At 54.8% G+C, this 22128-nt stretch carries 13 protein-coding genes; 2 read left to right on the top strand and 11 right to left on the bottom strand.

The window, feature by feature from the left end; genetic code table 11:
- Positions 1 to 2: 2 nt before the first annotated feature.
- Positions 3 to 236 carry a type II toxin-antitoxin system VapB family antitoxin gene (vapB, locus tag ACH3PB_RS05360; RefSeq protein ID WP_416398407.1) on the bottom strand — a complete coding sequence of 78 codons (234 nt, stop codon included), beginning with the start codon at positions 234 to 236 and terminating at the stop codon, positions 3 to 5.
- 67 nt (positions 237 to 303) lie between these two features.
- On the opposite strand from vapB, the gene ACH3PB_RS05355 reads away from it, so the two are divergent.
- The gene (locus tag ACH3PB_RS05355) at positions 304 to 627 is read left to right on the top strand and encodes a hypothetical protein (RefSeq protein WP_416398406.1); all 324 of its coding nucleotides are present in this window, start codon (positions 304 to 306) and stop codon (positions 625 to 627) included.
- Positions 624 to 1058: a hypothetical protein gene (locus tag ACH3PB_RS05350; protein ID WP_416398405.1), complete on the top strand. Its 435-nt coding sequence runs from the start codon at positions 624 to 626 to the stop codon at positions 1056 to 1058. Before ACH3PB_RS05355 ends, ACH3PB_RS05350 begins: the two co-directional genes overlap by 4 nt.
- Positions 1059 to 1074: 16 nt before the next feature.
- Here the strand turns inward: ACH3PB_RS05350 and ACH3PB_RS05345 are convergent, their stop codons facing one another.
- The 10 genes from ACH3PB_RS05345 to ACH3PB_RS05300 all read right to left on the bottom strand — a co-directional run bounded on the left by ACH3PB_RS05345 (position 1075) and on the right by ACH3PB_RS05300 (position 21946).
- Complete coding sequence (locus ACH3PB_RS05345) at positions 1075 to 1884, bottom strand: hypothetical protein (protein WP_416398404.1); 810 nt, start codon at positions 1882 to 1884, stop codon at positions 1075 to 1077.
- 4 nt (positions 1885 to 1888) lie between these two features.
- The gene (locus ACH3PB_RS05340; protein WP_416398403.1) at positions 1889 to 6694 is read right to left on the bottom strand and encodes a hypothetical protein; all 4806 of its coding nucleotides are present in this window, start codon (positions 6692 to 6694) and stop codon (positions 1889 to 1891) included.
- Positions 6695 to 6725: 31 nt separating this feature from the next.
- Positions 6726 to 7040 (bottom strand): hypothetical protein, encoded by a 315-nt coding sequence (locus tag ACH3PB_RS05335; protein ID WP_416398402.1) that lies wholly within the window; start codon positions 7038 to 7040, stop codon positions 6726 to 6728.
- Positions 7041 to 7056: 16 nt separating this feature from the next.
- Entirely contained in the window at positions 7057 to 7950 is an 894-nt protein-coding gene (locus ACH3PB_RS05330) for a hypothetical protein (protein ID WP_416398401.1), read from the bottom strand.
- 16 nt (positions 7951 to 7966) lie between these two features.
- On the bottom strand, positions 7967 to 13159 hold the full coding sequence (locus ACH3PB_RS05325) for a LamG domain-containing protein (protein ID WP_416398400.1): 5193 nt from the start codon (positions 13157 to 13159) through the stop codon (positions 7967 to 7969).
- Positions 13160 to 13169: 10 nt separating this feature from the next.
- On the bottom strand, positions 13170 to 13760 hold the full coding sequence (lepB, locus tag ACH3PB_RS05320) for a signal peptidase I (RefSeq protein ID WP_416398399.1): 591 nt from the start codon (positions 13758 to 13760) through the stop codon (positions 13170 to 13172).
- Between the two features lie 64 nt (positions 13761 to 13824).
- On the bottom strand, positions 13825 to 14253 hold the full coding sequence (locus ACH3PB_RS05315; RefSeq protein ID WP_416398398.1) for a hypothetical protein: 429 nt from the start codon (positions 14251 to 14253) through the stop codon (positions 13825 to 13827).
- Positions 14254 to 14262: 9 nt separating this feature from the next.
- Positions 14263 to 15003, bottom strand: coding sequence for a hypothetical protein (locus tag ACH3PB_RS05310; RefSeq protein WP_416398397.1), 741 nt, complete (start codon positions 15001 to 15003; stop codon positions 14263 to 14265).
- Positions 15004 to 15086: 83 nt separating this feature from the next.
- The gene (locus ACH3PB_RS05305; RefSeq protein ID WP_416398396.1) at positions 15087 to 15830 is read right to left on the bottom strand and encodes a hypothetical protein; all 744 of its coding nucleotides are present in this window, start codon (positions 15828 to 15830) and stop codon (positions 15087 to 15089) included.
- Positions 15830 to 21946 carry a hypothetical protein gene (locus tag ACH3PB_RS05300; RefSeq protein WP_416398395.1) on the bottom strand — a complete coding sequence of 2039 codons (6117 nt, stop codon included), beginning with the start codon at positions 21944 to 21946 and terminating at the stop codon, positions 15830 to 15832. The genes ACH3PB_RS05305 and ACH3PB_RS05300 overlap by 1 nt, the downstream gene beginning before the upstream one ends.
- Positions 21947 to 22128 lie beyond the last annotated feature (182 nt).

The following is a 22128-nucleotide window of genomic DNA, read 5'->3' as shown; positions in this document are numbered from 1 at the left end:
CTTCAAAGCGCGTCCCTTTCCTTTTGGCCCTGAGCGCCTCGCCCGTCAGCCATGAAATCCTGGCCAAAGCTGGCGAATTTGTTAAGGACGCCTGCCAAGGGGCGGCGTGCCGGTCGAATCCGTATTTCTTCCCCGATTCTGACTATTTCAAGCTCGATGTCTGTCTGTTCGTAGGCTAGAGCAGCCGGAATTCTGACGGCTTGAGAGTTTCCATTTTTGAATATGCGTGTGATCACAGATGGCCACTCCCAAGGATGTACATGGTGTGTATTTTAGTTTGATCTTGCACATGTGTAAACACGTGTGTGTACACATCTTCTGGAAGGTCTGGCCGTGCAGGGTCTCGCGCACTACAAGCTGCAGCAGCGCTGGATCGATCGCCTTGTTGAAGTGCAGTTCTATTGGCGTGTTGGGTTCTACCAGGGTCGCGTTTGCTTCGGGTTCGATCTTGAGCAGCGCACGCGCAACGCTGTTGGCGTCGACTACACTGACGCTTTCTCACTATCTACACCAGCCGAATCACTCGGGATCGACTACGCTTGGCGAGAGGAATTCCTATCGAAAGAGAAACCAATATGCCCGAGCTCACCGGAACACTCGTCTTCCAAACGGGAGAAAAAGCGATGAAAAGTGCGTTCAGCCACTTCACGGACGAAACACCAGCCGAAGATGTCATGGCTTTGCTAAAGGCTGCCAATGTAACGACTGAACCTGGCGACTTTTTCCCAAGGTTCGATCCTGTGCACGGCACCCTTGCATGCGAAGGCATTCGTCGCAGAGGTGATCTCGTCATCGTGAAGCCCTTCGGCGACGAATGGCTGCCGGTTCTGCATGTGCTGGGACGCAGCGACATCCTATGCTTCTGGGGGAGGCTCTGGCATGAGCATGGCGTCGACTACTATATTTCCCGAACTACCGGTGAGTTTATTTTTTCGGAAGTCGACGAGCAGGACGGTGAACTCGATGAAGGAGAATTCGAAGCGCTGGAAGCCAGGTGGTTTGCGACGATTCCGACCAAGCTTCAGCGCTATTTTCCTGATGAATCTGACAGCGACTAATTCGCTTCCCGGTTTTCTACCACTGAATCAATGCAGGGTCTCGCTTTTTTGCGCGCTCCCAGAGATCAGCTAGGCCTTCTGGCTTGTCCAATGCCTCCATGCGCTCGTGAAAATCTGTGATGAATTGTTGCTTTTCTTCCGGGTGGGGTTTTCCAGTCTTAGGATTTGAAGCACTCGCACAGTGGACCAGCAAACTACCTAATTTCGCCTCTGTAGATATGCGGTGTACGTGTTCCACGTAGGTAGAGTCGCCGAGAACAAACAAAACCGGATCAACATAGGGAAGTAACGAGAACCAATAGTCGACCAGCCCCACCCACACAGATCGCTTGGCGTTCCCGTCCCTCAGCCACTTCTCGATTCCCACTCCGGAGGCAAATTGTCGATTCGGGTCGATCGGCACACTGCGATGCATCTTTATGTCGTTGTGAAGAAATTCGATCGTGAAGTTAGGCTGATACCTATCGCCAAACAGGTGGTTGAAAAGAGTGACGGCAGCATCTGTTTCGAGGCCGGGGGTGCTGTCAAGACCTCCAGACAAGTAGCCCGTGAACATGGAAATATCTTCATCCTTCACCCCCTCAGGCATGTTGTAGTTGAGTACATGAGCAACGGCGTCAACACTCATTTGAGGAAAAAACTTCATACGCGTTAATATATGTGTCGGGTTGTCGCCTTTAAGTACACCAGTCATAAAATAATTGTGGAGCGCCTTAAAGTCTGCGGCGCTAATTCCGGACTTGAGGTCGCTTCTGCGAACTGTAAACTTCCAAAGTTCTTCCCGTTGCTTAATCCATTCAGGGTCCTTGGTAAAATCAAGGTTCATGAGATCAATCCTCCAAATATTCATATCCAGCTTTGAGGTCGAGCCCTTCAATTAGCTCACCGAATCCTGTTTTGGCTAACTCTTCCAGAAGCACGACAGGTGTTTTCAGCTTGGCTCGATTTGCAACCTCAGGTTTTTCAGGGAAGGTTGCCGCAGCTGCCTCTTTTATGGGACCTGTACTACGTCGAAGGGGGGCTGAGGAGAGAAAATATCTCAGTGTCCCTTTTGTCTGATAGTCACCTAGCAACGGGCTAACCTCTCGCTTTTTCGTTTTTTTATTCGTAACGTCAAAAGCTTGAAAGTACCAGTAAAACTCTTTTGGAGAGCTTCGAGCAGTAAACTCTTTAAGACCACTCTCCTGCTTAGTGAGCCAAGCAACCTCAAAATTCTGCGCTCCTCGGTCTAAACTGAATTGTCGATGGAGCGCGGTCGAACCTTTCGCGCTCAAACCACTCCAAGACTTTAGAGGACTCCGCTTCGCGGTCAAAAGCTCCCCACGCTCCGCGTCAGATAGACCTGCCGCAGACCATGACTTGAGTTCAAGCCACGTCTCTTTCCCCTGCCCACCATCAAGTATGATATCGATTCGTCGCTCACGCTTCGTCAGACAGCCAAGACCTTTACCGCACGCTAGTTCCTCGTCCAGGGGTGGGATGTCCAGTTTGCTCACAAACACACCGACTCGCCGTAGTCGTTCGATATCCTTAATGGGCTGCCCTACTCCCGCCCGGTGTAATAACTGCCTTTCTGCAATCTGCACCAAGTGAAACAGCTCACCATGGCCGTAGCCACCGACACCGCGAAGGCTATTGCTGGCTGGTTCTTCAGTAAGGTCCTGATTCGCCGAGTCAGCGAATACCACGGCAGTTTTGAGTGCAATTTGCTCTCGTATCCGTGGGTTTTCGAAACCCTTGGCTCCACACCCCATTTCTTCAGATGTCAGCACACTACTATCTGGCGGGGTGGGTCCAACATCAGGGCTTTTCGGCAGCTTTTCCCGCTCCAACAGGACACCACAGGACGACTCCCAGCCGAGATAGGCGAAAACAGACATGATCACGAACGGGTTGTATCTGGCGTTACTCTTACCGAGTATGAAATTCCGTAGCGCCCGAGTACCTGCCTGCGCTTGAATAGCTAAAGTTGACTTGAGGACGTTGCTATTGAAAACCTTGGCGCGAAGTTCAGGAAAGTTCGTATCCTTCATTCCGCTCTTGATCATTTTCAAGCCGGCAGGCAGGTCTTTGATTGCCTCGGGTAGAACGCTTTTTGAAATATCGGTCAGCATTTTTCCCAGCACGCCCGCGGCAACACGGGTGGCCTGTATTGGTGCAGCATGTGCCTGGGGCATCAACCAGCTCAGAGGGAGCTGATGCAGGGCGGTCGTCGGTGCAGCATCGTTGAAGGCTGGCGCCGTTGGTGGCTCGCCCTCACCTTCCCAACCATCCGCCGGCAGCGCCAGGTAGTCCACCCATGACACCACGTCATCGGCACTGTTGATGGTGCTGAACATGAACTCCAGGCCTTTCCTCGAGTCCTCGTCTTCGTATAGCTCAACGGCCAAGGCCAGGAACGGCAAGCTATTCCACAGCAGGCTGAAGTCGCCGGTCTTACTGCGCTGTACCACTTTGCCAAGATAGCCGGCAAAGTATTTTGCGAACTTCGGGTTTACATCGTTCAGCTTGCGCAGCAGCGCACGCAGCGGTGTCGTGATGACCTTCAGCGGTTTCGCAGGCGGAAAGATCGTGATGACATTGACGGCTGCGATGGAGAATTCAAGGCCATCGAATTTCTCAGGATCACTCACCAGATAACCCAGCTGTACGATCACGATACCGAAGTCCTCGATCGGCAAAATCCAGCTGATGAGACCGAGCGCGAAGTTACTCTCACCATCAGCCGCATGCGCCTGGCTGATAAACGGAATCTGCACTGGCCGCGGCGGCACGTACTGCGCTACACCCAGCATGCTGTAGGTCGGTGTCAGTCCTGCCACGTTGATCGGTGGTGCATTCGGGTCAAGCGTGTCCGCGTACTGACCCGCCAGTACGGCAAAGCCGGCCTGTGAAACGAGCGAAGCATACTGCCGCACCTGATCGGTATGGACCGCGACCCGCATAGTCGTGAGCAGGCTATTGCCAGCACCCATCGCACCCGTGCTCTGCAGCGTCAGATCGGTAAAGTTGTCTGGGCCGACGGTCACGGTCGTCTGCGTGCTGCCATCAGCAAAGGTCATCACTGGCGCACTGCTCCAGTCGAACCACTTCAGGCTGTTGAGCTGACCTTCGAAGCCCTTACCGACTTCCAGGGTGCGGCCGCTATCGCTATAAGTCAGCACGCCGCTGGCGGGCATCTGCGTAAGCGTGCCATCGACCCAGAGTTCTGCCTGGCCGTTGTGGTAGCGGGCCGCGACCCGATGCCATTGATTCACGCCAACTGGCGCACTGCGAACGATGTAATTGCCGGTATCGGTGCGGACGCGGTAGACCAGGGTGCCGTCGCTCTGCAGCTGCAGGGTTTGGGCACCGTTGCCGAGATCGACGACGGTACCGCTGACCATTGCGCTGTCGCGCTCAGTGGGCTTGAGGTCGATACTGAAACCAATGCTGTTCAGGCGCTTCAGCGCCGGGGCGGAGTCAGTCCAGAGCACGCTGGGCACTTCGCCGTCGATCGTCTGGTTTACAGAGGAGAAGCGCAGGCTGCGGCCACCGCCCATTGGTGTGCCCCGAGCTTGCGTGACAAACTGCGCCGACAGTGGATAGCGTCCGGTTTCGTCCAGCACCAGCTGACCATCCAGCTCATTGAGATAATAGGCGGCCAGGGGCGCCAGGTTGGGATCGCGGAAGTCGCCGATCTTTACGGTGACGGCATCACCTGGCTGACCCAGGGCCTTGATGGTTGCGCTGGTCTTGAACGGCAGGGCAATAGCGGTGGAATCATAACGGACGTGGTCGATGACACCAGCCGTACTGGTATCGCCTACCATCATGGCATGGTCGACTTCCAGATCACGAAGCTCTTGTTGCGGATACACCACCTCGAAAGGCTGGACCTGCCATGGACTGCGGCCGGCCTGGGCGGTAAGTTCACCCGACCCATCGGAGCCTGGCGCAGTGATCGTTGCGCTGGCTTCACCACTGGCATTGGTGGTCACTTCGGTCTGAGACAGGAAGCCATAGCTTGATCCCAGCGCTACGGTCACCCCGTTGACTGGCTGATCGAGGTAGTTCGTGACTCGTACAGTGAAGCTTTCTGTCGCGCCAGCAAACAGCGTCGCTTCGGCATCAACAAATTCGATTTTCAGCGGCTTCACCTCGACCGGCACGGTGGTGCTCACCTGCCCAGCATTGATCTTGATGCTGGCCATTTCTGCAATGCTGCCGCCACGGAAGGTGAGGCTCGCTTTTCCGGCGTCGTCGGTGGCACCTGTGGTGCTGACCACGTGCAGGCTGTCGGCGACGAAGAAACTGACGCCGGTGTCGGCGGCCACGGGGTTCCCGTGCTTGTCCTTTACCAGGATGTTCAAGGTCGTGTCATTGGCTTCGGCAGCCGAAACAATAAGATTCGGCTGATCGACCTCGATGGTGGTCGGCTCGCCGGCGAGAACTTCGATGGGCGGCAATGTCGCCGTGGCACCGCCAGCATCTAATAGCTCCACAGACACGTTAGAGATCGCGCCGCGATTCGGCGGCAGCGTGATTTCGTTGGCGAAGATGCCATAGGTATGGTCGATGGCATACTCCTGCGTCAGCGTGGCGCCACCAGTCGCCTTCCAACGCACCTTGATCGGGGTCTTGTCCGTGCGGCCAGCATAGCCTACGAGCACAGCTTCGAGCGGTACGCGTGGGTCATCCGCGCTGACATACAAGGTCTCGCCTGACGAGGCATCATACGCAGCGAGCTGTGTGCCCAGCACCAGATGCTCAAACGCATACTCCCACAGCACGTTCCCTGCATCCTGGTTCAGATACAGGCGCATGGTCAGGAAGTCTTCGGGATCCAGACTCGCCAGGTGCTCGATGTTGTCGATGCGCAGGGTCTGGTCTTCGCCCTTGGTAACTCTGGTTTCGTGTTCACCCAGGGCCAGCACGAGGTCCTGACCACCGTCGATCGGCGCAATACGACCGAACTCGGGGCCGATGAGTGAGTACAATACTTCGATGAGTTTGTCTGAAGAGGTGATTACCGGGCTTGTAGCATCAAGAATATTGTCCTTCTGCTCATTGCCCGTCAGCGGATCAATGATCTTCACACGGTTGATCGCATCCACTTCGAGACTGAAACGGCTGAACTGATATTCGGGGCGATAGGTCCAGGCGTAGCTCGGCAGCGGTCGATTTGGGGCAGCTGTGTCGACTGGCGTGCCGCCAGCGCTTGCTTCCTGGCCGGCCTTGAGCAGACGGCGGTATTCACGATAGGCGAGCCAGCCTTTCTGCTCGTCGTACTGAGGCACCAGGAACGGTGTGATGTACTGTGGTCGGGTGTCCAGAGGCGCATCCGCGCCGGCATCGGCGCCAGACTTGTCGAAGCTCGCGCACTGCGCGCACTCCTGGTTCTTAGCCTGACCGATGACCTGAATGTAGTAGTGCTCTGCCATGGCCTGCGTGTCTTTCCACTGCAAGATCTGGGTTTGGCGGCCGGGTGCGATCGGGAATGCCGCAATGTTACTGCTGCTGGTCGTGGCGACGACGTTAGGTGCGACCACCTTTGCCAATCGCCCGGTGAGACCATATTGTGCGCCATCGACCGCTGACAAGCCTTCAGGCAGCGGTGAGCCATCGTGATCCAGCCATTCGGTAAATACGCGCACGCTCTGGTCGCTCAAGAGAGCGGGAGAAAATTCATTCCTCGCCGGTGATTTCCACCGACAAGTGGTTGACGGGACAAAGCGCAAAGACGGCTTGCAAATCGCTCACTAATTCATGCCAATCATCCGCAGCGGGAATTTCAAACATGACCTGCTGCCCGGTAACATCCCAGCTCTCCAGATAGAAGACTTCGGAACCCCATACATCGAGCATCGCTTCTAGCCTTGCATCGACGGCCTGACCAAAGTGCTTCAGCATCCGATCCTGGAAGGCCATACCGTACTCTTGGTCAATGCCGAGACTGTCGAGTACTGACTGCCATATCTCAATGTCTTCAGCCCTTGCCATGAACTGAACATGAACTCTATTGTCCATCGGGAATACTTCTACTGTTGAGCTTTCGCCAGACAGTTTCTACGGGACCTGGTATGACTTCACCCTCCTCAATGCGGATCTCTCGCCAGATTTTCTGAAGTTCCCCTGGATAGACATCGAGGCTTTCAAAGCGAGATCGAAAATCAGCTAAAAACTTCTTGCGTTCTCGACCCGTGGTTGAGTCATGCAGTGCAGCTGGCGGCGGCGTAATGGAGTACCGCAAAAGCCTGGAAAGATATTTTATCACTACAGCGCTATGATGAGAGACCTTCTGCCGGTTCCTGTTATGCTTCAAGCAGAAGAATGTGAATACGGAAGGATTGACGAATTTTATTAGAGAGAAGAAGAAGTCGATGAGATCCAACCATACGACACGGTTTTCTGCTGGTGCACTGTATTCAGAGGCTTCCACCCAGAAGGTTAATGAAACGAGAGCGTCGGCAAAAAGACTACCAGCAGAGATATCGATTTTATGTTTACGTCCTTCCTGCCCTAACCGGAAGGGGAAAAGCCTCTCTGGATCGTAAGTTTCACCCAGCACATAGCGAAATAGCTCTACTTGCTCGTCTCGAGAAGACCCTTGCAAATTACCCACGCCTATAGAGAGCGTAGCTTGAAGTCGTCTGAACTCGTCGGACGATAAACCAGATGGAAAATTCGTGTCCAGGCAGTGTTGTATACCTGCTATAGAATGATCCGGATATAACTCTACAGCGTCGGTCGCATGGATGATTGCTCCATAAGGGACTCGCCCCGTCATGTACAGATGCTTAAATTCATTGACACGCTTTCGCGTGAGATCCTTCTGAAGCTCCTCCTGAATAGGTTGCCATTGAACTTCCCGATTTCTTTGCCATTCGGGATCTTCAGTAAATTCGAGCATCGCAACCACTCCTATCCTACGGTTCAGCGCTGACTTCCAGCGGCGTGGGTTTCAGGAAGTTAAAAAGATCGGAGACTTTGCTGGTGGCAAGTTGCGAAAATAGGCTCGTGACCGTTACAAGTTTTATCCGATCTTGCACGCTGCCAGGCCACGCAAAGGTCGCATTGACGATACTTGTGTTCGTTCCAGCCTCAGCACTGGGTCCTTCGGCCATCAGATCCAGAAGACTATCTTTCTTTCCCTTTTTTCCTAGAAATGGGCTTGACTCAAAAATTTTCAGATCTGGCTTATCAACTTCAAACGATTGAAGACGCCACTGCATTGTCAGAACCGGCACCTTGCTAGAGTAAGCCTTCAAACCTGATTGTTTTAGGGGTAACCATGCAAAAGTAGCATTTGTCGCGGCAATATCGACGCTGAACTGTTTGTGCAAGTTTGAATAAGTGTCGGATTTTTTGTTGACCGCCCACCTGGTTAATGGCTTGTTGGGATACATTGTTTTATAACGGTCCGGCCCTTTCGCATCAGCTTTCTTCTGAACCTTAGAGCGTAATGACTTTATCTCTATCCAGTGCTCCGGCGAATTTGTCTCGTCAACGCCCAGAACAATGTCAATATCTCGTTGAATTTTAGTTACGCAATTTGCCGGGCAGCTAAGTGATGCCTGCTCTTTGGTGGCCGCCTCAATTTGATCAGTAGCTTCGAATACCCCTACCCAGCGCACACGCTCTAAAGCCTTTATCGGCAAGCCGCCAGCATAACGATGCTTGAGCTGGTGATAAGCCGTCTCGCCGAGGTGGAACAGCGCTCCGTGACCGCTTTGAGCATCAACCCCTGATGGAACATCAGACAGTTTTTTATCGAAAGAGTCAGCAAAAACCTTCGCTAGTTTAAAGCCGACTTGGCGGCGCACTTGTTCATTCAGGCCAATTCCGTTGCACTTCATCTGTTCCGACGGCAGCGGCGTGGAGGAGGTATCGGTCGTACCTGCCGACTTCGCCTCGGCTTCGAGAGCTACACCACAGCCAGACTCCCACCCAAGATAGGCAACAATTGCCATCACGGTGATGGGCTGGTAACGCATGTTGGTCTTGCCACGAACAAAGTTACGCAGTGCTCTGCTGCCTCCGTGAGTCATCATCCATGCCGAGCTTTTCATCATGTCTGTACTAAAGACTGCTTGACGGAAGTCCTTGGCACTAATGTCTTTCATCTGACTCCGAACGACCCTCAGTGCGTCAGGTATATTTTCTGCCTCCTGCTTTGTCACTCGACTAATTAGCCCAAGAAGTACCCTACCTAGAACTATTTGATTCACGCGATTAACGGCTTTCGAGACCAAGCCAGCATGCGCCTGTGGCATCAACCAGCTCAAAGGAAGCTGATGCAGGGCGGTCGTCGGTGCAGCATCGTTGAAGGCTGGCGCCGTCGGTGGCTCGCCCTCCCCTTCCCAACCATCCGCCGGCAATGCCAGGTAGTCAACCCACGACACCACGTCATCGGCGCTGTTGATGGTGCTGAACATGAACTCCAGACCCTTCCTCGAGTCTTCGTCTTCGTACAGCTCGACTGCCAAGGCCAGGAACGGCAGGCTGTTCCACAGCAGGCTGAAGTCGCCGGTCCTGCTGCGCTGTACCACCTTGCCCAGGTAGCCGGCGAAGTATTTTGCGAACTTCGGGTTCACATCGTTTAACTTGCGCAGCAGCGCACGGAGCGGCGTTGTAATGATCTTCAGCGGTTTCGCAGGCGGAAAGATCGTGATGACGTTGACAGCTGCGATCGAAAATTCCAGGCCATCGAACTTCTCCGGATCGCTGACCAGATAGCCCAGCTGCACGATCACGATACCGAAGTCCTCGATCGGCAAAATCCAGCTGATGAGACCGAGCACAAAGTTGCTCTCACCATCAGCCGCATGTGCCTGGCTGATAAACGGAATCTGCACTGGCCGCTGCGGCACGTACTGCGCTACACCCAGCATGCTGTAGGTCGGTGTCAGTCCGGCCACGTTGATCGGTGGTGCATTCGGGTCAAGCGTGTCCGCGTACTGCCCCGCCAGCACGGCAAAGCCCGCCTGTGAAACGAGCGAGGCATACTGCCGCACCTGATCGGTATGGATTGCGACACGCATGGTCGTGAGCAGGCTGTTTCCAGCGCCCATCACGCCAGTACTCTGCAGCGTCAGATCGGTAAAGCTGTCAGGTCCGACGGTCACGGTGGTCTGCGTGCTGCCATCAGCAAAGGTCATTACTGGCGCACTGCTCCAGTCGAACCACTTCAGGCTGTTGAGCTGACCTTCGAAGCCCTTACCAACTTCGAGGGTGCGGCCGCTGTCGCTGTAGGTCAGCACGCCGCTGGCCGGCATCTGCGTCAGGATGCCATCGACCCAGAGTTCGGCCTGGCCGTTATGGTAGCGTGCCGCCACCCGATGCCATTGATTCACACCAACAGGTGCACTGCGAACGATGTAATTGCCGGTATCGGTGCGGACGCGGTAGACCAGGGTGCCGTCGCTCTGCAGCTGCAGGGTCTGGGCACCATTGCCGAGATCGACGACGCTGCCGCTGACCATGGTGCTGTCACGTTCGGTGGGCTTGAGGTCGATACTGAAGCCAATGCTGTTCAGGCGCTTGAGCGCGGGGGCGGAGTCGGCCCACAGCACGCTGGGCACTTCGCCATCGATCGTCTGGTTTACAGAGGAGAAGCGCAGGCTGCGACCACCGCCCATCGGTGTGCCCCTGGCCTGCGTCACGAACTGCGCCGAGAGTGGGTAGCGCCCGGTCTCATCGAGCACCAGCTGGCCATCCAGCTCATTGAGATAATAGGCGGCCAGGGGCGCCAGGTTGGGATCGCGGAAGTCGCCGATCTTTACGGTGACGGCATCACCTGGCTGACCCAGGGCCTTGATGGTTGCGCTGGTCTTGAACGGCAGGGCAATAGCGGTGGAATCATAACGGACGTGGTCGATGACACCAGCCGTACTGGTATCGCCTACCATCATGGCATGGTCGACTTCCAGATCACGAAGCTCTTGTTGCGGATACACCACCTCGAAAGGCTGGACCTGCCATGGACTGCGGCCCGCCTGGGCGGTAAGTTCACCCGACCCATCGGAGCCTGGCGCAGTGATCGTTGCGCTGGCTTCACCACTGGCGTTGGTCGTCACTTCAGTCTGGGACAGAAAGCCATAGCTTGAACCCAGCGCCACGGTCACCCCGTTGACTGGCTGATCGAGGTGGTTCGTGACTCGTACAGTGAAGCTTTCTGTCGCGCCAGCAAACAGCGTCGCTTCGGCATCAACAAATTCGATTTTCAGCGGCTTCACCTCGACCGGCACGGTGGTGCTCACCTGCCCCGCATTGATCCGGATGCTGGCCATTTCGGCAATGCTGCCACCACGGAAGGTCAGGCTCGCTCGCCCGGCGTCGTCGGTGGCGCCTGTGGTGCTGACCACATGCAGACTGTCGGCAACAAAGAAGCTGACGCCAGTATCAGCGGCCACGGGGTTCCCGTGCTTGTCCTTCACCAGAATGTTCAAGGTGGTGTCATTGGCTTCGGCAGCCGAAACAATAAGATTGGGCTGATCGACCTCAATGGTGGTCGGCTCGCCGGCGACGACTTCGATGGGTGGCAGAGTCGCGGTGGCACCGCCAGCGTCTAATAGCTCCACAGACACGTTGGAAACTGCGCCGCGATTGGGCGGTAGCGTGATCTCGTTGGCGAAGATGCCATAGGTCTGATCGATGGCATACTCCTGCGTAAGCGTGGCGCCACCAGTCGCCTTCCAGCGCACCTTGATCGGGGTCTTGTCCGTGCGGCCAGCATAGCCTACGAGCACAGCTTCGAGCGGTACGCGTGGGTCATCCGCGCTGACATACAAGGTCTCGCCTGACGAGGCATCGTACTCGGCGAGCTGTGTCCCTAGCACCAGATGCTCGAACGCATACTCCCACAGCACGTTCCCCGCATCCTGATTCAGATACAGGCGCATGGTCAGGAAGTCTTCGGGGTCCAGGCTCGCCAGGTGCTCGATGTTGTCGATGCGCAGGGTCTGGTCTTCGCCCATGGTGACTCTGGTTTCATGTTCGCCCAGGGCTAGGACTAGATCCTGGCCGCCGTCGATTGGCGCAATTCTTCCGAACTCAGGGCCGATGAGTGAGTACAGCACTTCGATGAGATCATCTGAAGATGTGATGACCGGACTGGTTGCATTGAGGATATCTTCCTTCTCTTCGCTGCCGGTCAACGGGTCGGTGATCTTCACCCGCTTGATTGCATCGATTTCCAGGCTGAAGCGGCTGAATTGGTACTCAGGACGATAGGTCCAGGCGTAGCTCGGCAGCGGTCGATTTGGCGCAGCTGTGTCGACTGGCGTGCCGCCAGCGCTTGCTTCCTGACCAGCCTTGAGCAGACGGCGGTATTCGCGATAAGCGAGCCAGCCTTTCTGCTCATCATATTGGGGCACCAGGAACGGTGTGATGTACTGCGGCCGGGTATCCAGAGGCGCATCCGCACCCGCATCAGCGCCAGACTTGTCGAAGCTGGCGCACTGCGCGCACTCCTGGTTTTTGGCCTGACCGATGACCTGGATGTAGTAGTGTTCCGCCAGCGCCTGCGTGTCTTTCCACTGCAGTATCTGAGTCTGACGGCCGGGCGCTATGGGGAATGCCGCAATGTTACTGCTGCTGGTCGTGGCGACGACGTTAGGAGCGACCACCTTGGCCAATCGGCCTGTGAGACCATATTGCGCGCCATCGACTGCTGACAAGCCTTCAGGCAGCGGTGAGCCATCATGGTCTAGCCATTCGGTAAAGACGCGCACGCTCTGATCGCTCAGCAGGCTCGCACCTTCAGCGCTGACGATCTGACCTGAACGGCTTTCGCCAGCCTGCAGGCCCTGCTCGACATTGTACATGCGCTCGGCCCAGACCTTCAGGTTGGGTGGGCGCATGACGATGGGCTCGAGGGTGACACTCAGTCCGGTTGAGCCTGCATCACCGACACTCTTGAGCTGAACACGCGAGGTGCCCGTATAGCCAGTGCTGCGGTTGATCGCGACCACTTCAACCCATTCGCCGGGCTGAAGATGGAAGGACTCACGCTTTCGGAAAGGTTCAGTGAGCTGGTAGCCGGTGGCCCATTCTTCGAATGAGCTGGTCCTGTTGATCGCGCCGACGTTGGCGGCAGAATCCTTCAGGCCTCGGAGCATCAGGCGAGCGTTAAAACTGATCGCTCACTACCCCAATCAACTGCTCTCGATGAATGACACCATAGTGTCGACTATCCTGGCTTTGGGTGCGGTTATCACCGAGCATGAAAAGGTGTTGTTCAGGCACATGCTCGTCCCGCAGCGCTAGCAAGTAAGTCGGGTTTGAAGCATTGATGCAATGGAAGCGCTCATCATTCACCAAAAGCTGATGCGCTTCTTTACCTAAAATGTCTCCCGGCACCCCAGCGACACGTTTTATCTGTACATGCCCTTCTCGTGTGAAAGCAACGACACGACAGCGCAAGACACTGATGTTTTCGTCCGAGAACCTCCTGTCTATCAAAACATAAGCGCCGTCGCGGATAGTTGGTTGCATCGAGCCAGAGACAACCTGAAAAATGTCGATACCTAATAGCAGATGGCGACTCGAATAAGTCAGAACCGATAGGCCACTGAAATAGATGACGAAGTAGAAAAGGGATCTATAGCCTGAAGCGCCCATCAGCTTGGTTGCTGACAATGAGACCAAGAGCACTGCAAGCAGAAAAAGAATAATACCGTTGAAGGAAGCAATAAGCCGGGTCGCGACCAGGACTGCCACCAGTAGGATGCTTACAACAACACCCGCTGACCACGACGCACGGTTCAAACTCCGCTTAGCGCTTCTAGCCGCCAACGAGCCGATGGTAGACGCCCTCTGGCAGCATTTCTTGCGCCTTGGCGGCTGACACTGCTCGAGGTCTGCCGGACTCATTTATCCAGAACTGGCTCATAGATTCGTCATCATCAGCCGCCATAGGGTCGTCAGGAACTTCGTATGCGCCAATCAGAGCTACTCCCGGAGCTTCCAGTAACATCTCAAGATCATCGAAATCCATGCCATCGATTTCCGACCAGGAGATCAGGATCTGATCACCCTGTGGCTCGATTGCTTCAGGGTATTCGAGATCTTCTATGGCACTGAAGAGAGCCTTTTCCTCCGCAGAAAGATCATCCTCAAATTCAGGACGGGTCTCTCTCGCGAGTAATGTTGCGAGCGAGCTCGCCTGGTCCGACGAGGCGCACGAAAGCAGCAACGAAAGGTGAAAAGCCATATCGGTCCTCTAAGGCAGCTTTACGGTCATAGCCCAATTGGCCCGAATGGTTTCCTCTCTCTGGCAAATCTCTTTTGCAGAATCTAAGGCGCAAGCACGGCCCGAATCAGACTTCAAAACCGCCTGAGCCGAGTCAATATAGACATCTATCCCGATGGAGTCGTCTAGTTTACCTTTATTGGCATATTTAATAGTTGAAATGTAATAGTCGATCGCAGGTAAATATGCCAGTCGGGCTATATCACCTTTTAGCAGCAGAAACGTTTTTCGCAAGAATTGCTCGCCAATGAATCCTGGATCGGGGGCGATGTTGCGGGGGCGACTCGTAGTATCTATGACTTCGCTATACTCGTTGCCTAAGACGCCATCGGCAAAATATCTAGCATCATCTTTGATCCAGCTTATACCTTCGCCATATGTGGCAGCCCTTTCGAGGTAGCCCAGGAGGAGCTCCTCCCTTCCCTGATAATCAATTAACTTAGACCAGAAGACGTCTCGAGCCGACTCAGCTGAATCAAAAGGCGTGAGAAAATACAAATTCACGGCCCCAATGAAGTCATCTTTCTTGGCTTGCAGAAAATAGTCTTTGTATTGCCGCTTCCCCTTGGCAGATATCCTGGCCAATCCGTTCTCAGCTAGATGCTTCCAATCGGCCTTGCGCTGTCGAACCCATTCCTTATCATCGAGCTTCCAGAGGTAGCGGAAGGACTCAAGTTCGGGTCGCTCTTTGGAAAAAGTAAAATTGTCCATCAAGGTCTCTCACACGCCACTTCAAAAAAAGTTTCTGGGAGCTCTAGTTCGGATCGTGAATATGCCGGTGTAACCGCCCTCGGCTAGTCCCCCTTTACGAAATGTTCAAGAGAGCTCCAGTTCGCACGAATCGTATCTTCTTTTGCAACAATCTGTTCCGCACACTCATAAGCGCACTGTCGGCCCGTTTCGCTTTTCAGAACAGATTTAGCCAAGCAGATATAGTGTTCCAGGTCACAGGTTGCAGTAAGCTCTGCGGGGTCGGCGAAGGTAAAGGCCGACACATGGTAATCAACGGCTTCTGCAACCGCGCAGTACTCAAGCTCTCCAGACATCAGATCCTTAGTCCGAGAGATAAACCATCTTGAAATTAATGTAGCATGATGAGATTGGCTGGATGGCGTATCTTTTCGAATAAGCGGATACCCCTGACCTAATACGCCTTCGACGAAGCTCTGCAGATGACTGCGGAGCCAGGGAAGTCCCTGTCCCTTTTCAGCCGCCCAATCGAGATAACCCGTCTCGACCATGGCCCGCCCCGTACTGTCTAAGATATCACTCCAAAAGACTTCATGAGCTGACTCCGGGGAACTGAACGGCGTCAAGAAGTAGGCTGACAAATAACCGATGTAATGCTCTTTCTCGCCCAATACGAAATAGCGTTTCCAATCCGCTTTTTCTTTCGCCGATACACCTGCAAGATTGTTTGCGGCTATATATTTCCAGTCGGCCTTGCGCTGGCGCATCCACTCCGGATCGTCCAGCTTCCACAGATATCGAATTTTTTCAAGCTTGTCTCGTTTCGCGCCCCAGATATTTCCTTCCATTACGGTGTCTCACATGCCACTTCAAAATCGAAAGGGGAACTTGACAGATCCTGCTGTGCTACCGCCTCGCGCAAGGCTTCGGCTTCATCACCTAGTAGAATGTCACCTATGCCGTTTTCTATCCAAGAAAGCCCCCAGATGTCCACTGCCAAATATTGCCAAGGGCCGAGTATCCCAAGGATTTGATCTGTGATGTTCTCTCGCAGTTCTGCTATCGCCTCTTCGCTGAACGTTCCGTCGTCGATCGCTTTTTGAACTGCAGCGTATTCAGGTCCTACAAAACGCCTTTGCAGATCGCCAACTATTTTTTCTGCTTTGCCAGCCCCAACTTCTATGGCAAAGAATGTGGCCAGGTTGAAGGGTCTGATATCCTGCTGCGGCAAAGATGTTATCTTCGCCTCAACCTGACTATTAACATACTTCTTCTCATGTTCACTTTTGGAATAGCCGATGCTCGTCTTAAAGGCGCTATTACTGATGCCGGGAGCGCTCGTCATGAAGTAGCGCAGCGCATTGAACTGAGGCGACAGTTCGGTGACTAAGCCTCCCTCTTTAATCCAGGGGGTCGCGACGTTCCGAGTCGTAAGTTTGCTTTCAAGCTCGTATTTCCCGTCCTTTCGTGTCAACTCTCGCCATGAGCGCTCCCCTGGCTTCCATATCTGGAACCACGTCCTGTGTTGATTGGGCCTAAGACTTTGCTTCAAGGGAGCCAACTTCTTCCAGAAATGGGTTTGCAGCGCTTCACCAGATGCAGCATGGTCTAGAAAAAACTGGCGATGGGCAGCTGTCGTGTAGTTTAAAGTGACTGATTTTCCACCTCCGTCCGCCTTGCCATTCCACTGACCGAACTGCGATCCACTCAAGGTGGGCCCATCGTTCGCTAGCTTTAGCTTGTTAAGATAGCTTTCGTTAAAGCGCCATGATTTCAGCTCTACCCATATACGCTGCCCATCATTTGCTCCTTTTAGCACCAGGTCCGGCTTTCGCTGCCAAGGACTGCCAGCGTAATCTTTGACTGTGCCATTTGCCGAAGTTTTAAGGCCCACCTCAATTCTATCAGCATCGCTTCTCGGATCCGCCAACAAGACTTCATACTGCGCAGCATTACCTACACCGTAAGATTCGCCAAACTCGAACAACGCGTGATAACCAGCCGTAGCAACCAGTTCCATCGCAGCGCCATGGGCATGGTTAGCAACCATGCAGCTTCGTCTCGTCAGGCCGCCATCCTCAATTTGGCCCTTCTTGGCAAGGCCAAGACCCGCAAACCAGCTAGCCATGTGGATACTGACAGTTTCGCTTACTTGTCCGTTCAGCTTTTTACAATCTGTACAGAGGTCTGTTCCTTCAAGGCGTGTCGAGAGATAACCAATAGCCATCAGAATTTCATCGCGAGTAAATCGCGACGTTGTACCGTTTTGCATTAAGGCGACGAAATTAGCCGGAGCTCCGCTAGTGCCCGCACGGATGGCCTGCTTAAGCATTACCAGAAGTGCGCGCGGAACGTACACAAGCGGGCCAGCCGCGTACGCTGTGGGAACAACTGAAAAATCGCCACTCTGTCCAAGAAGTGCGTCCTGCGAAGGGAAGATTCTTGTTGACTCCATGGGCGCGCGATACAAAGCAGCAAGCATTTGCGTCATATACAGAGTCAGTAGTCGCGGCTGGTCATATGTGGCCGGGTCAACCTCAAACACCGTGTCAAGCACAGCGGCCATTTGTGCTGCTGAGGCTCGACACGGTGTGGTGGAAAACGCTAAAACAGTACCAGTGTTCACGTCTGGAGTAACCTTGTCGCATGTCATATCTGGTCGAGGTATGGGCGGGTTCTCTGTCGCCCAGCCGTTAGCTGGCAACGACAGAATACGAATCCATGACCAGTAGTCGCGGCGATTAGTCATGCTCGCAGCAATTGCAGCGGCGAGATCTGGTCGGCTCTCGATGAGCTCTCCCCATACAGTGAGGCCTGTTGCCATAGTTCGAACCCAGAACTGACGACCCTGACTGGCTTGGGTCGTTGCTTCCTGAAGATAGCTTTCAGCATAGCCCACTAGCTCAGTTTCTGACTGCTGCGCAAAGTACGTCTGTAGCCGCCTGACTTGATCTTTCAGTTCAGGATAGTTGGTTCCAAAATCGAGCCACGCGATGCTCGCCAGCACACTCGATTGTGATGCCTGAGCGCCCGCAATATGAGTGGTTCTTTGAATTAGACCACCAGCACCCTGCGAGGGCGCAGGGAAGATACCGGTCATCGGCATCTGCTCGAGAAGCTTTGCTGCGCTGATACTTAGTTCACCAGTGACGCCTTGCAAGGCACCAGCAAAGCGCTCTACCAGGTTGCGGTTCAGGATGTTGAGTACAGGCGCGCTGCCGGTCGAGGGGATCAGCTCCACCGAGACAGACGGCAAGGCAAGATCTTTTTCCGCCACGCCTGCTGCCAATCGCACCGTCACTTCGGCTTTGCCAGTCGCGTCCAAGGTGCCTGAAGTCCGATCAAATTCGACCAGCGGTGTGGAGCTCCAATCGTAAACCCGCAGTCCTGCGATCTGACCCTGAAAACCTTTACCGAGCGTGATCACGGGATCACCTTCTGAGAGCGTTGGATAAGAGATCGTTCTATCGCCAAGCGTTGCAACCGCATGCCGATCATCAACTGCAAGATACAATTCACCGTTCTTGACGCCGACGCTCACGGCATACCACGTTTCTTTCTCCAGCCCATCCACTGTGACACTCACCGCGCTAGTGCTCACAGAGTCCGAGAGTCTCCCCGCCGGAATCTCGGCGCGTAGCTGGCCGTTGTTCACCGATAAGTTGAATGAGCCATCAGCCACAGACAAAAGCAGCCCATCCGCCCGCACCTTGAGCCAGAAGTGGTATCCGGGTTGATTAATTGCAGTAAGGTCAGGCTTTGCGAGCGACCATTGGCTGAGCGCTTCCTCCTCACTGGATATGAAGTCGAGTGCATAGACTCCATGAGTCGGGCCGGAGGTTCGCCGGATATGCTCGAATCGTGCGGGATATCGGTGCAGCTGATCCCAGGAGGGATTGAGAAAGCTCGCATAGAGAACCGGCTCGCGATTAATGAGATGGTACTCTGCTGTAGTGATATCCCACGCTGCTGCTGCGAGCCCGGTCAAGGCCAGAGTGTTATCTGCGGCGAATGTGAGCGTGCCCGCCCTATCGGCGAAGTCACTGATAGTGCTTTCCTGGTCAGTCGCCGTAGCGGCCACAATGTAAGGCGCAGCAAGCTCAGCGTTCTGAACAGTCGTGGGACGTACAACCTCGATAGGAATGATCTTCGGCGCAGTCACATCGAGCTTAGCCGCCAGATTGTATATACCGGCGGCAGAGGGGGCTTCATAGGTAAAAGTCAGTTTGCCGGAGCCGTCGGTTGTATGCTCGCGTGTCCTTACGAATCCAGCATCCGCGCCCAGGTCTATAAACAGTCCCTCCAGAGCGTTGCCGCCGCCACCTAGTACCGCTACTTCCAAGGGATAAGTGACGCCAGCTACGAGATTATCTGGTAGCCCCTGAATCGAGAGCTCCAGCGGCGCGACTGTGACATTTGTCGAGGCAGACGCACCTCCCGAAGACACATCAACAGCGAAGCCCCCCGAGACGAAGGCACTTTCGAGCGTTGCAAGCATGACCCCATCTTCAGTAAAGCCCTGCTGACTTTTGAGCGTGAGATGGCCGTGGGGTTGAACGAAAACCCCTGTTCCGTTTTCGACACGATTGCCGAACTGGTCGGTAATGATGGCCTTCACTTCAACAGAGCCTACTTCGCCAACGTACAAAGCCCCCGTCTGGGACAGGTCTATGTTCTTTGGCTTTCCAGCTAAAACACCCATATCGAACGACTGGATTCGGGTCGAGTCGTCACCTAGCAGCGAGGCTTCAACGCGAACAATGTTGCTGCTATACGGGGCGAGATTTACAGTTGCGGTGGCGGAGCCGTACTCGTCCAGTGAAACAGCCTGAGATTGCAGGGTCGCATTGCCCTGAATAACGCGCCAAAGCACCTGTTGCGGGATATCGTTTTGCTTCGCCTTCGTAAGACCGGTGTATCCCAAAACGCTGGCTTTCAAGTCTATCGTTGCGTCATCCGCCCTCACGTAGGCGATGTTATCCCCTACGAGGTCATGCTCCTTCGCTAGTCCGAGGGAGAGATACATAAACGCGTACTCCCAGAGAATATTCCCTGCATCCTGATTCAGATACAGGCGCATGGTCAGGAAGTCTTCTGGATCCAGGCTGGCCAGGTGCTCGATGTTGTCGATGCGCAGGGTCTGGTCTTCGCCCATGGTGACTCGGGTTTCATGTTCGCCCAGGGCTAGGACTAGATCCTGGCCGCCGTCGATCGGCGCAATACGACCGAACTCGGGGCCGATGAGTGAGTACAATACTTCGATGAGTTTGTCTGAAGAGGTGATTACCGGACTGGCTGCATTGAGGATATCGTCCTTCTCTTCGCTGCCGGTCAACGGGTCGGTGATTTTCACGCGCTTGATCGCATCCACTTCCAGACTGAAACGGCTGAATTGATACTCAGGGCGATAGGTCCAGGCATAGCTCGGCAGCGGTCGATTTGGGGCAGCTGTGTCGACTGGCGTGCCGCCAGCGCTTGCTTCCTGGCCGGCCTTAAGCAGGCGGCGATATTCACGGTAAGCGAGCCAGCCCTTCTGTTCGTCGTACTGTGGAACCAGGAACGGTGTGATGTACTGTGGTCGGGTATCCAGAGGCGCATCCGCGCCGGCATCGGCACCAGACTTGTCGAAGCTGGCGCACTGTGCGCACTCCTGGTTTTTAGCCTGGCCGATCACCTGTATGTAGTAGTGCTCGGTCTGAGCGTAGAGCTCCGAAAGCTGGAGTAATTGAGTATTGCGCCCAGGTGCTATAGGAAACTCTGCAAGATCGCTGGCGCTTGTCGACGAGATAACGCCAGAGGCGACAACCTTGGCCAGCCGACCGGTGAGTCCGTACTGTGCCCCATACCCTACTGACAAGCCTTCAGGCAGCGGTGAGCCATCGTGATCCAGCCATTCGCTGAAGATACGCACGCTCTGATCGCTCAGCAGACTCGCACCTTCAGCGCTGACGATCTGACCTGAACGGCTCTCACCGGCCTGCAGACCCTGCTCAACGTTATACATGCGCTCTGCCCAGACCTTCAGGTTGGGTGGCCGCATCACGATGGGGTCAAGGGTAACGCTCAGGCCTGTTGAGCCTGCATCACCGACACTCTTGAGCTGCACGCGTGAGGTGCCCATATAGCCAGTGCTGCGGTTGATCGCGACGACCTCGACCCATTCGCCGGGCTGAAGATGGAAGGACTCACGCTTTCGGAATGGTTCGGTCAGCTGATAGCCCGTAGCCCATTCTTCGAATGAACTTGTCCGGTTGATCGCGCCAACGTTGGCAGCAGAATCGGCAGGTCCGCGCAGCATCAGGCGATAACCAGCGACACCCTCTTCATTGACAGCCAGTTCGCCGGCCCGGACTTCGGCATGACCTAGACCCTTGCGCTCCAGCACAAGTTGACCCGTGGCGGCGCGAAACACGAGCACGTCGGTATTCTGCAGGTCATCACGACTGATACTGCTGAGCAGACCGGTGTTTTCAGTCAGACGACGCGTGCGGTCTTCGTCCAGCAGTCGGATGAGATCAGGCGCTGGCGTCGGTGCTGGGGTGGTACCGCTTTCGGCAGGGGCTTCAGCCTTGTCGTTAGAGCTGAGATAAATGCCCTGAAGATCGCCCGTGCCATCTTCTACGAACACCAGGTCAGCGGTGGCGTCATCGGGTATGTCTGCCATGCGACCAATGACAGGTCGATCAGCCTGGCCGTCGTTGTCGAAGTCGTACCAGTCGCTTGCCGTAGCCGCTGCATTGGTGCTCGCATCAAAAGCTTGTGAGCGGGTTACGTCGCCAAGCGGCACACTTGAGCCCTCCCCGGCGTTACCCATCTGCAGTTGGCCGGTGAGGAACATGACGTCGACATAGAGGTTGATTCGCTGCGCTGGCTGTAGGGCGACTTCCTGGACCAGCATAAAGGTGAAGGGGTCGATATAGGCATAGCAGTAATCCCACGAACGACCACGCAGAAAGTACGGCAACGAGGCGCTACCAAGCGGACTGAAGTTTTGATATTCAAGCCTCGCCCAGACATCGGTCGTAAACTCAAACCCGCCGGGTGGACAGGTCGGTAGTCTGTATCGGAGAAAGTATTTGCCCTCCTCATCCGTTACGCTTCTACACCATAAATCAGATCATCCGTGTTCACGACGATGCCAACGTC

It is taken from the genome of Allohahella sp. A8, assembly GCF_047946665.1.
Lineage (GTDB): Bacteria > Pseudomonadota > Gammaproteobacteria > Pseudomonadales > Oleiphilaceae > Allohahella.
This window is presented reverse-complemented; position numbering and strand designations above follow the sequence as displayed.